Origin of the sequence: Amycolatopsis rifamycinica (assembly GCF_000695625.1) — a bacterium.
GTDB lineage: Bacteria > Actinomycetota > Actinomycetes > Mycobacteriales > Pseudonocardiaceae > Amycolatopsis > Amycolatopsis rifamycinica.
This window is the reverse complement of the sequence record NZ_JMQI01000014.1, coordinates 212,887-224,337: the sequence shown is the minus strand read 5'-3', so window position 1 is coordinate 224,337 and position 11,451 is coordinate 212,887. Positions and strand designations below refer to the sequence as shown.

The 11,451-nt window shown below is 69.0% G+C and carries 10 protein-coding genes; 6 read left to right on the top strand and 4 right to left on the bottom strand.

Annotated features, from left to right (window positions below; translation table 11 throughout):
- Window positions 1-231: 231 nt before the first annotated feature.
- Window positions 232-1,224, bottom strand: a complete 993-nt coding sequence (locus tag DV20_RS07820; RefSeq protein ID WP_043777768.1) for a HAMP domain-containing sensor histidine kinase — start codon at window positions 1,222-1,224, stop codon at window positions 232-234.
- The gene (locus DV20_RS07815) at window positions 1,221-1,892 is read right to left on the bottom strand and encodes a response regulator transcription factor (protein WP_043777834.1); all 672 of its coding nucleotides are present in this window, start codon (window positions 1,890-1,892) and stop codon (window positions 1,221-1,223) included. The genes DV20_RS07820 and DV20_RS07815 overlap by 4 nt, the downstream gene beginning before the upstream one ends.
- A gap of 241 nt (window positions 1,893-2,133) precedes the next feature.
- On the opposite strand from DV20_RS07815, the gene DV20_RS07810 reads away from it, so the two are divergent.
- From DV20_RS07810 to DV20_RS07790, 5 genes are all read left to right on the top strand, one after another.
- Window positions 2,134-3,693 carry an NCS1 family nucleobase:cation symporter-1 gene (locus DV20_RS07810; protein ID WP_043777767.1) on the top strand — a complete coding sequence of 520 codons (1,560 nt, stop codon included), beginning with the start codon at window positions 2,134-2,136 and terminating at the stop codon, window positions 3,691-3,693.
- 10 nt (window positions 3,694-3,703) lie between these two features.
- Complete coding sequence (locus DV20_RS07805) at window positions 3,704-4,486, top strand: nitrilase-related carbon-nitrogen hydrolase (RefSeq protein WP_043777833.1); 783 nt, start codon at window positions 3,704-3,706, stop codon at window positions 4,484-4,486.
- Window positions 4,486-5,868, top strand: a complete 1,383-nt coding sequence (hydA, locus tag DV20_RS07800) for a dihydropyrimidinase (protein WP_043777765.1) — start codon at window positions 4,486-4,488, stop codon at window positions 5,866-5,868. Before DV20_RS07805 ends, hydA begins: the two co-directional genes overlap by 1 nt.
- A 9-nt stretch (window positions 5,869-5,877) precedes the next feature.
- Window positions 5,878-6,876 carry a TIGR03842 family LLM class F420-dependent oxidoreductase gene (locus tag DV20_RS07795; protein WP_043777764.1) on the top strand — a complete coding sequence of 333 codons (999 nt, stop codon included), beginning with the start codon at window positions 5,878-5,880 and terminating at the stop codon, window positions 6,874-6,876.
- A 71-nt stretch (window positions 6,877-6,947) separates the two neighbouring features.
- Window positions 6,948-8,369, top strand: a complete 1,422-nt coding sequence (locus tag DV20_RS07790; protein WP_043777762.1) for an alpha/beta hydrolase — start codon at window positions 6,948-6,950, stop codon at window positions 8,367-8,369.
- Between the two features lie 71 nt (window positions 8,370-8,440).
- Here DV20_RS07790 and DV20_RS07785 read toward each other — a convergent pair whose 3' ends face one another.
- Window positions 8,441-8,734: a DUF4342 domain-containing protein gene (locus tag DV20_RS07785; protein ID WP_051735830.1), complete on the bottom strand. Its 294-nt coding sequence runs from the start codon at window positions 8,732-8,734 to the stop codon at window positions 8,441-8,443.
- A gap of 345 nt (window positions 8,735-9,079) precedes the next feature.
- Here DV20_RS07785 and DV20_RS07780 point away from each other — a divergent pair, with 345 nt between their 5' ends.
- Window positions 9,080-10,243: a type I restriction endonuclease gene (locus tag DV20_RS07780; RefSeq protein WP_043777760.1), complete on the top strand. Its 1,164-nt coding sequence runs from the start codon at window positions 9,080-9,082 to the stop codon at window positions 10,241-10,243.
- Here DV20_RS07780 and DV20_RS07775 read toward each other — a convergent pair.
- Window positions 10,222-11,451 (bottom strand): serine hydrolase domain-containing protein, encoded by a 1,230-nt coding sequence (locus tag DV20_RS07775; protein ID WP_043777759.1) that lies wholly within the window; start codon window positions 11,449-11,451, stop codon window positions 10,222-10,224. The two genes, DV20_RS07780 and DV20_RS07775, sit on opposite strands and share 22 nt — an antisense overlap.

Sequence of the window (11,451 nt, the reverse complement as noted above, 5' to 3'; positions counted from 1 at the left end):
CCTCCGCGCCGGCAGCCACCCCGCCACCCCCGACACCACCCGAGCGCCCGCCATCCCCGTCCGGCCTCCTGGCGTCCGTCACCATCCCCGCCGTCCGCTTCCCCCGCGGCACCTTCGCCGCCCCCGGGTCCCCGGGCCCACCAAGCCTGTTCTTCGGCATCTCGACTCCCGTCGCCTTCGCGTTCGCAAATTTGACCGCCCGCCCCAAGACACCCGGAGCCGGCGCACGGACTAAGCCGGCAGCGTCACCCGGATCCGGCTCCCCGTCCCCGGCGACGGATCCACCACCCCGATCGTCCCCCCGTGCAGCTCCACCGCCCACCGGGCGATCGCCAGCCCCAGCCCCGTCCCCCCGCCGGACGGCCGCTCGCCCCGGGTGAACCGCTCGAACACCCGCTCCCGGTCCGCCGGCGCGATGCCCGGCCCCTCGTCGCACACGTCGATGCGCACTTCACCCGGCCGCACCTGCGCCACCACCCGGACCTGCCCACCGGCCGGCCCGTGGCGGGCCGCGTTCTCCAGCAGGTTGGCCACCACCTGGAACAGGCGCCCGCGGTCCGCCGTCACCACGGCTCCCTCCGGGGACACCGACACCTCGAACGTCACCCCGCGGCCGGCGAACGCCGCCTCCCCGACCACCTCCGACAACAGCGACCAGAGCGAAAACGACGTCAGGTGGAGCGAAGAAGCACCCGCATCCAGCCGCGACAGGTCGAGCAGCTCGTCGACCAGCGTCGCCAGGCGCTCGGTCTGCTGCAACGCCGTCTTCAACGTGGCGGGATCGGGGTCTTCGACGCCGTCGACGAGGTTCTCCAGCACGCCGTTCAACGCCGTGATCGGCGTCCGCAGCTCGTGGGACACGTTCGCGATCAGCTCCCGGCGCTGCCGGTCGGCGTCGCCGAGGTCGCCCGCCATCTGGTTGAACGCCTGGGCCAGCACCCCGACCTCGTCCCGCGTGGTGGCGCGGATCCGGCGCGTGTAGTCGCCCTTCGCCATCGCCCGCGCCGCCGCGGTCATCTCCCGCAACGGCCGGGTCATGCCGTGCGCCAGCACCTGCGACAGCACCAGGGCGAGCACCATCGCGGTGATCGTCGTCTTCGGCGGCAGCCAGCCGATCTGCCAGTTGAAGAACGCGAAGGCCACCCCGCCGGAAGCGACCATCAGGATCGCCAGCTTCAGCTTGATCGACCGGATCCGGTCCAGCGGCCGCGGAACGAAGTTCACGATCCCGCCTCCAACGCGTAGCCGACGCCGTGCACCGTCCGGATCAGGTCCGCCCCGAGCTTCCGCCGCAGCGCCTTGATGTGGCTGTCCACCGCCCGCGTCCCCGCCGAGGTGCCGTGGACGTCCCAGTCCCACACCTCCGACAGCAGCCGTTCCCGCGGCTGCACCACCCGCGGCCGCCGCGCGAAGTGCACCAGCAGGTCGAACTCGATCGGCGTCAGCTGCGCCGCGACCCCGGCCCGGGCGACGCGCCGCTGGTCGACGTCGATCTCGAGGTCGCCGAGCACGATCCGGGCCGAATCCGGCCGGGACGACCGCTCGACCCGCCGCAGCAGCGCGTGCACCCGCGCGGTCAGCACCCGCATCGAGAACGGCTTCGTCAGGTAGTCGTCGGCGCCGACGCCCAGCCCGACCAGCATGTCCGTCTCGTCGGCGCGCGCGGTCAGCATCAGCACCGGCACCGGCCGCCGCCCCTGGATCCGCCGGCAGACCTCCAGTCCGTCGAACCCCGGCAGCATCACGTCGAGCACCACCAGATCCGGCTCGGCAGCCGCGTCCGCCTCGACGGCGGCCGGACCGTCGTGGACGACGTCCACCCCGAACCCCTCGGCCCGCAGCCGGGCCGCGATCGACGCGGCGATCGTGACGTCGTCCTCGACGACGAGCACCCGCCGCCCACCCAGTTCCATGACCACGACCCTAGGCACCCCCGGTGGAGACGGTTCGCGTGAAGTGTGAAGATCCTGTGGAGACGTTTCACCCTCTTTGCCGGTTGATGACGGCCGGATGTGTGACGCAGGTCATGCACTCCGGGGCCCCTCCGCGCAATCGACAGACTGCACTCCTGATCAGCGAAGAGTGAACAGACTGCCGTTGCCCCGGCCCTGACCTGGCGCGCAGGATTCCGCAATGGCGCCGACACCCGCAGACCAGCGCGTGCACGACGACGGCCGGGTCGAGCTCGACCCCGCCGACGTCCGGTCTCTCGAAGGCAGCCGGTTCTTCAACTCCGAACTGGCCCCCGTCGCGATCGAAAAACGAACCTGGACCACGTACAACTACTTCGCGCTCTGGATGGGGATGGCGCACAACATCCCCAGCTACGCCCTGGCCGCGTCGCTCATCGCGCTCGGCATGAACTGGGTGCAGGCGCTGATCACCATCACCATCGGCAACCTCGTCGTGCTCGCGCCGATGCTGCTCAACAGCCACGCCGGCACGAAGTACGGCATCCCGTTCCCGGTGTTCGCCCGCGCGTTCTACGGTCTGCGCGGCGCGAACCTCGCCGCCCTGCTGCGCGCGTTCATCGCGTGCGGCTGGTTCGGCATCCAGACCTGGGTCGGCGGCGAGGCCATCTACGTCATCCTCGGCCGGCTGCTCGGCGCCTGGTGGCGTGACTCCGCCGTCGTCGCCGGGCAGCACTGGACGCTCTGGCTGTCGTTCGTGGTCTTCTGGATCGGCCAGATGCTGATCATCTGGCGCGGCATGGAGGCGGTCCGCCGGTTCGAGAACTGGACGGCGCCGCTGGTGTCCGTCGGCTTCCTGATCATGCTCGGGTACGTGCTGGTCAAGGCGGGCGGCCTCGGCCCGATCCTGTCCGACGGCGGCAAGCTCGGCTGGGGCCCGGACTTCTGGAAGGTGTTCGCGCCGGCCCTGATGGCGATGATCGCGTTCTGGTCGACGCTGTCGCTGAACATGCCGGACTTCACCCGCTTCGGCGGCAGCCAGCGCAAGCAGGTCCGCGGCCAGATCCTCGGCCTGCCGACGACGATGACGTTCATCGCGATCGTGGCCATCCTGACGACGTCGGGCGGCAAGCTGCTCTACGGCGAGGAGCTGTGGGACCCGTCGAAGCTCGCGGACAAGTTCTCCAGCCCGGTCGTGGTCGTCGTGGCCCTGATCGCGCTGGTGCTGGCGACGATCTCGGCGAACCTGGCGGCCAACGTCGTCAGCCCGTCCTACGACTTCTCGAACGCGTTCCCGAAGAAGATCACCTTCGCCGTCGGCGGCGGGATCACCGGCGTCATCGGCATCCTCATCCAGCCGTGGCGGCTGTACTCCGACCCGAACATCTACATCTTCGCCTGGCTCGGCTTCTACGGCGGCCTGCTCGGCGCGGTCGCCGGGGTGCTCGTCGCCGGCTACTGGGTCGTCAACCGCACGAAGCTGAGGCTGAAGGACCTCTACACACCCGATGGGGTGTATTGGTTCACCGGCGGCTGGAACTGGCGCGCGCTGGTCGCCACGCTGGTGGGCGCCCTGTTGGCCGTCGGTGGCGCGTACGGCGGCCCGTTCCCCGACGCCGGGCTGATCCCGTTCCTCAAGCCGCTCTACGACTACAACTGGGTGATCGGCCTGGTCGGCGCCTTCGTCGTCTTCGCCGCCCTGTCCATGCCCTTGTCCACAACGAAGGAGGAAATCAGTGAGCGTGGTTCGAGCCGGCCTGATCCAGCAGCGGTGGACGGGTGACAAGGAGTCCATGATCAAGGCGGCGGTCGACCACATCGCCACCGCCGCCTCGCAGGGCGCCCAGGTCGTCTGCCTCCAGGAACTGTTCTACGGGCCGTACTTCTGTCAGGTGCAGGACGCCGACTACTACTCTTACACCGAGGCCATCCCGGACGGGCCCACCACGAAGCTCATGCAGGAGGTGGCCGAGCGCCACGGCGTCGTGCTGATCGTGCCGATGTACGAGGTCGAGCAGCCCGGCGTCTACTACAACACGGCCGCGGTGATCGACGCCGACGGCACCTACCTCGGCAAGTACCGCAAGAACCACATCCCGCAGGTCAAGGGGTTCTGGGAGAAGTTCTACTTCCGCCCCGGCAACCTCGGCTACCCGGTGTTCGACACGGCGGTGGGCCGCATCGGCGTCTACATCTGCTACGAGCGGCACTTCCCGGAGGGCTGGCGCGCACTCGGCCTGGCCGGGGCGAAGATCGTGTTCAACCCGTCGGCGACCAGCCGCAGCCTGTCGCAGTACCTGTGGAAGCTGGAGCAGCCGGCGGCCGCGGTGGCGAACGAGTACTTCGTCGGCGCGATCAACCGGGTGGGCGTGGAACCGCTGGGCGACAACGACTTCTACGGCCAGACGTACTTCGTCGACCCGCGCGGCCAGCTGGTCGGCGACGCCGCGTCCGACACCGACGACGAGGTCGTGGTGCGCGACCTCGACCTCTCGCTGCTCGAGGAAGTCCGGAACACGTGGGCGTTCTACCGCGACCGCCGTCCGGACACCTACGGCCCCCTCGCGGAGGCCTGATGACCACGCTCATCAGCGGTGGCCAGGTCGTCTCGCCGTCGGGCGCTCTTTCCGCGGACGTCCTCGTCGACGGCGAGACCATCGCCGCCGTCGGGGCGCCCGGGACGCTGTCCGGCGACGAGACGATCGACGCCACCGGGAAGTACGTGCTGCCCGGCGGCATCGACGCCCACACCCACATGGAGATGCCGTTCGGCGGAACGCATTCGGCCGACACGTTCGCGACCGGGACGACGGCGGCCGCGTGGGGCGGCACGACCACGATCATCGACTTCGCCGTGCAGGCCAAGGGCACGTCCCTGTTGTCCACACTGGACAAGTGGCACGCCAAGGCCGACGGCAACTGCGCGATCGACTACGGCTTCCACATGATCGTCTCCGACGTCAACGACCAGTCGCTGAAGGAGATGGAAGCCTGCGTCGACGGCGGGGTCGGCAGCTTCAAGATGTTCATGGCCTATCCGGGGGTGTTCTACTCCACGGACGGGGAAATCCTGCTCGCGATGCAGAAAGCGCGCGAAATCGGCGCTACGATCATGATGCACGCGGAGAACGGCATCGCGATCGACCAGCTGGCGGCGCAGGCGTTCGCCGCGGGCAACGTCGACCCTGTGCAACACGGCCTCACCCGGCCGCCGGAACTGGAAGGAGAAGCCACCTCACGAGCGATTCAGCTGGCGAAGGTCACCGGTTCGCCGTTGTACATCGTGCACCTGTCGGCGTCGCAAGCGCTTGCGGCGGTGGCGGAAGCACGCAACAACGGTCAGAACGTGTTCGCGGAGACGTGCCCGCAGTACCTCTATCTGTCCATTGAAGACCTGGCGAAGCCGGATTTCGAGGGCGCGAAGTACGTCGCTTCGCCGCCGCTGCGGGAGAAGTCGCACCAGGCCGACCTGTGGCGCGGGCTGCGGACCAACGACCTGTCCGTGGTGTCCACCGACCACTGCCCGTTCTGCTTCAAGGACCAGAAGGAGATGGGCCGTGGCGACTTCCGGGCCATCCCCAACGGGATGCCGGGTGTCGAGCACCGGATGGACCTGCTGCACCAGGGCGTCGTCGCCGGTCAGCTGACACTCGGCCGGTGGGTGGAGACGTGCTCGGCGACACCGGCGCGCATGTTCGGGCTGTACCCGCGCAAGGGCGTCATCGCCGCGGGTTCGGACGCCGACATCGTGATCTACGACCCTTCGGCGACGCAGACGTTGTCGGCCGCGACGCACCACATGAACGTGGACTACTCGGCGTACGAGGGGTTCGAGATCACCGGCCGCGTGCACACCGTGCTGTCCCGTGGGCGTGTCGTCGTGTCGCCGGACGGCTTCACCGGGTCGACGTCGCACGGGAAGTTCCTGTCGCGCTCGTTGAACCAGTACGTGAACTAGGAGCGCGCGATGGACTTCGGGATCGTGCTGCAGACCGACCCGCCGGCGCGGGACGTCGTGCGGCTGATGAAGGACGCCGAGGACTGCGGGTTCCGCTACGGCTGGACGTTCGACTCCTGCGTGCTGTGGCAGGAACCGTTCGTCATCTACTCGGCGATCCTGGCGGCGACGTCGTCGATGGTCGTGGGGCCGATGGTGACCAGCCCGGGCACGCGGGACTGGTCGGTGCTGGCGTCGACGTTCGCCACGCTGAACGACATGTACGGCAACCGGACGGTGTGCGGCATCGGCCGCGGCGACTCGGCGCACCGGGTGGTCGGCAAGCCACCGTCCACTTTGGCCACCGTCCGCGACTGCATGCGCGTGGTCAAGGACCTGGCCGAGGGCCGCTCGGTGACCATGAACGACAAGACCGTGCAGATCCCGTGGATCTCGAACGGGCAGCTCGAGATGTGGATGGCCGGGTACGGGCCGAAGGCGCTGCAGACGGTCGGCGAGCACGCCGACGGCTTCATCCTGCAGTGCGCGGACCCGGCCATCGCCCGCTGGACGATCGGCGCGGTCCGCGACGCGGCCCGGGCGGCCGGACGCGATCCCGGCGGCATCACGATCTGCGTCGCGGCGCCCGCGTACGTCGGCGACGACGTGGCGCACCAGCGCGAACAGCTGCGCTGGTTCGGCGGGATGGTCGGCAACCACGTCGCGGACCTGGTAGCGCGGTACGGCTCGTCGGGGGCGGTTCCGCGGGAGCTGACGGACTACATCCGCGAGCGGGAAGACTACGACTACCGCCACCACGGCAAGGCGGGCAACCCGTCGACGGAGTTCGTGCCGGACGAGATCGTCGACCGGTTCTGCCTGCTCGGGCCGGCGTCCGCCCACGTCTCGCGGTTGCAGGAACTGGCCGAGCTGGGTGTGGACCAGTTCTCGCTGTACCTGATGCACGACGACCGCGAGGCGACGCTGGCGTCCTACGGGTCGCAGATCATCCCGAAGCTCACCGCGTAGGGCTCGCCCTACCCCGGTTCCGGGGGCGCGCACCAGCGCGCTCCCGGTCCCGGCACCGGGACGATCGGGCGATGAACCTTCGTGTTGCCTTGGCCTTGGGGACGGCCACTCTCGCGGTCGGCGCACTCGCGCCCGCGGCCGCGGCGAGCCCGGCCGGAGTCGTCTGGGAAGTCTCCTGCACGCCCGGTTACGAATGCGGCCACCTCGATGTCCCCCTGTCCTATCAGGACTCATCCCTGGGTACCGTGCGGCTGGCGATCGCGCGGCTGCCCGCCACCGACCAGGCCCACAAGCTGGGCACGATCTTCTACAACCCCGGCGGACCCGGCTCATCCGGCCGGTTCGCGCCGGCGTTGACCCCTGCGCTGCACGCCCGCTACGACATCGTCGGCTTCGACCCACGCGGCGTCGGGGCGAGTTCGAAGATCCACTGCTTCACCGACCCGTCCCAGCTCGAAGTGCTGCAACGCGCCCTCGGCACGTTCCCGCTGACCCACACGGCCGAGCAGCAGCAGATCGCGGACACGCGCACGGTCACCGACCTGTGCGAGCAGAACGCGGGCCCGTTGGCGAACCACCTGTCGACCGGGACGATCGCCCGCGACCTGGACAGGCTGCGCACGGCGTTCGGCGAGCCGAAGTTGCGGTACTACGGCAAGTCGTACGGCACGTACCTCGGCGAGACGTACGCGAACCTGTTCCCGAACCACGTCGGCGCACTGGCCCTCGACGCGGTGGACGACCCGGTGCGCTGGTCGACCGGCCCGGGCCCGATGAGCTACCGCCTGCGCGGCTTCGCGGACGCCCCACGGGCCCTGCAGTCCTTTTTGGACACGTGCGCGTCCCGCTGCGACTTCGACTACTCCGCGATCCTGGACCGCTTGACGGCCGGCCCGATCACGGTGACGGACACGACCGGACGTCAGGTCGTCGTCACGTACCAGGGCGCGATCGCCCGCATCCACGACTACCTGACCGACGCCCGGTCCGCGCCCGCCCTCGAGGCGTTCCTCCGGGCACTGGCCAACCCGGCATCCCCGGCTCCGGCATCCCCGGCCGGCCCACCGGACATCGACTCCCTCCTGGGCGGCGGCGCCACACTGTGCTCGGACGCGGCGAATCCGCGCGATCCCGCGGTGTGGTGGGACTACGCCCAGCGCGCCGACCAGGTGAGCCGCGGCTTCGGCCGGTACGACGTCTACAAGACGCTGCCGTGCGCGACCTGGGAGGTCTCGGACACGGGCCGCTACGCGGGCCCGTGGAACCACCCGACGGCCCCGATCCTGCTGCTGGCCAACCGCCAGGGCGACCTGGAGACACCGTATGCCGGCGCTCAGCGGACGGAAGGCCTCCTGGCCAACGCACGCCTGCTGAGCCTGGACACGTACGGCCATGGTTCCCGAGGAAGAAGCGCCTGCATCGACGGGTGGCTGGATCGCTACTTCGTCACCGGTGCGGTGCCGGCCCCCGGCACGCTGTGCGCGCCGGACTGACAGTAGTGCCCTGGACCGCGACGCCGCGATCGCCGTGGGGCAGGCGGCCCCTGCCCCACGGCACTGCCGGATCAGTTCCGGTCAGCCTCTTCGGGTTTCGTCTCCACGGGCGCGGCCACGTGGTCGACCTCGATGGTCCATTCCTTGGCCAGCGCGGCGATCGCGCCGATAGCCGTCACGACCGGAGCCGCAATGGCGGCCACGACCCCCGCCGTCACCGGAATCTCCAGAACGATGTGCCCTTCGTCGTTCTTGATCCGGATGCGGCGCACGTTGCCTTGGTGGATGAGCTCCTTGACCCGTGCAACCAGTTCCTGGCCGCGGAAGTTCTCGGTCTTCTTCGTCACCGGGCTGTCGACCGTCATGTCCGTTCCTCCATCGAAAGGGGCTTACACTGCGATCTTCCGCAGACGGCCGGACGGCGTGAAGGGCTGTTGGTCCTCGGTGCAGGGACGGAAGTCCTCGCTGGCTCCCTCGCCCTCCCGGCGGAGTCCGCGAGTCCGGCGAGGAGCTGCGGTTGCAGACCGAGAACCCGGTGGAAGCGAAGAAGATTTCCACCCGCCGTGACGGCACGTGAACGATCAACGGAATTTCGTTCGGGCAGCTCGTAACGGACGGAAGTGAACAACCGATCTAGGCAAGGCATCCCCGTAACCGGACGATCTTCATCTTCGAGATCAGGACTGATTTCCGAACAGGACGGCACCGTCATGGATATCGCCGAGCGCGCGCAGGCACTTGCCTTGAAGATCCGCAAGCACAAGGAAGGCATCGAGACCGAAGAGGCGACCAAGAACGCCTTCGTGATGCCGTTCATCAGCACCGTCCTCGGTTACGACGTGTTCAACCCGGCCGAAGTCATTCCCGAGTTCACCGCCGATGTGGGCACCAAGCGAGGCGAGAAGATCGACTACGCGATCGTGCACAACGGTCAGGTGCAGGTGCTCGTCGAGGCCAAGAAGATCAACGACCCGCTCCGGATCGAGCACGCCTCCCAGCTGTTCCGGTACTTCGCCGTGACGAACGCCAGGATCGCCATCCTGACGAACGGGCAAGTGTACGAGTTCTACACCGACCTCGACGCCCCGAACCGGATGGATGCCAAGCCGTTTCTGGTGCTGGACTTCGCCGACATCGACGACACCTTGCTGCCCGAACTGGCCAAGCTCACGAAGGAGTCCTTCGACCTCGACTCGGTCATCAGCGCAGCGGGCGAACTGAAGTACATCGGGCAGCTCAAGCGCATCCTCGCGGCGCAGTTCAAGGAGCCCGAGGACGAGTGGGTGAAGTTCCTGACGACACGGGTGTACGAAGGCGCGTTCACCCAGCGGGTTCGCGACCAGTTCGGCCCGCTGGTGAGCAAGGCGACGCGGCAGTTCCTGAACGAGCAGGTCAACGACCGGCTGAAGAACGCGCTCGGCGGGCCCGACTCCTACGTGAGCGTCTCGAGCGGCAGCACCGCGCAACCCGACCAGCCGCCGCAGGAGCCGGCCGGCGAAGCGGCCTCGAGCGATGACAACGAACGGGTGGTCACCACCGAGGAGGAACTCGAGGGGTACCGGATCGTTCGCGCCATCGTTTGTGGCGAGGTGCCCGCGGCGCGGGTCGCCGCGCGTGACACCAAGACCTACTTCGGCGTGCTCTTGGACGACAACAACCGGAAGCCGATCGCGCGGCTGTGGTTCAACCGGTCGAAGAAGTACCTCGGCGTGTTCGACGAGAACAAGGTCGAGACCCGCTTGCCGATCGCCGCGGTCGAGGACATCTACCAGCACGCCGATCACCTGCGCGGCACGGTGGCGAGGTACCTCGCCACCGGTCGCGGGCAGGGGGCCGAACCCGTTGCGGCCGCTCAGGCCACCAGCGCCTGGTAGACCAGCTGCCTCAGCTGGGGCCGCAGGCGGTAGGTGCTCGACGGCAGCAGCTGCGTGTAGAAGCCCACCGTCAGGTCCTCGTCCGGGTCCACCCAGAACGCCGTCGAAGCTGCGCCGCCCCAGGCGAACTCGCCTGCTGATGACAACGTGCGGGCCTTTACCGGGTCTTCCAGGACTGAGAAGCCCAGGCCGAAGCCGTGGCCGTCGAAGGGCATCTCGGCGAACAGGGGGCGGCCGAACTGCTCCAGGTCCACGTGGCCCGGGAGGTGGTTGCTCGCCATCAACGTCACCGTGCGCGGGGACAGCAAGCGGACGCCGTCCAGTTCGCCGCCGCGCAGGAGCATCTCCGTGAAACGCCAGTAGTCGGGTGCCGAGGACACCAGGCCGCCGCCGCCCGAGAGGCAGTCCGGGGTGACCGTTCCCAAGCGGCCGAACGCGTCGTTGCGGACCGCGCGGCCCGAGGCCGGGTCGCGGACGTACATCGCCGCCAGGCGGGCAGGCGAAGACGCCAAGAAGCCCGTGTCCGTCATGCCCAGCGGCGTGAAGATCCGCGTCGCGAAGAACTCGTCCAGCGGCAGGCCCGACACCACCTCGACGAGCCGGCCGAGGACGTCGGTGGCGATCGAGTAGTTCCACTCCGTTCCGGGCTGGAACAGCAGGGGCAGCGATGCCCACCGTTCGCAGCAGGAAGCCAGGTCGAGGCCGGGCGGCGTGCCCCACTCGAAGCCCGCCGCGCGGTAGATCGCGTCCACCGGGTGGCCGTGGTGGAAACCGTACGTCAGGCCGGCCGTGTGCGTCAGCAGGTGCCACACGCGGATCGGCTCGGTGGCGGGTTCGGTCGACGGGGCCAACGCCGACCCCTTGACGTACACCCGCGGCGAAGCGAACTCCGGCAGCCAGCGCGAGATCGGGTCGTCCAGCTCCAGCAGGCCCTCTTCGGCGAGCATCATCGCCGCGACCGAGGTGATCGGCTTCGTCATCGAGAAGATCCGCCACAGCGTGTCCGTCTCGACCGGCAGCGACCCTTCGACGTCCCGGCAGCCGCCTCGGCCCACGTGGACGATCCGGCCGTGCCTGCTCACCACCGCGAGCCAGCCCGGCAACCGGCCGTCCTCGACATACCGGTCGCAATGCGCGTCGATCCGGGACAACCGCGCCGCGTCGAAGCCGGCCTCGGCCGGGTCGACGTCCACCTCGAAATCCGCCAT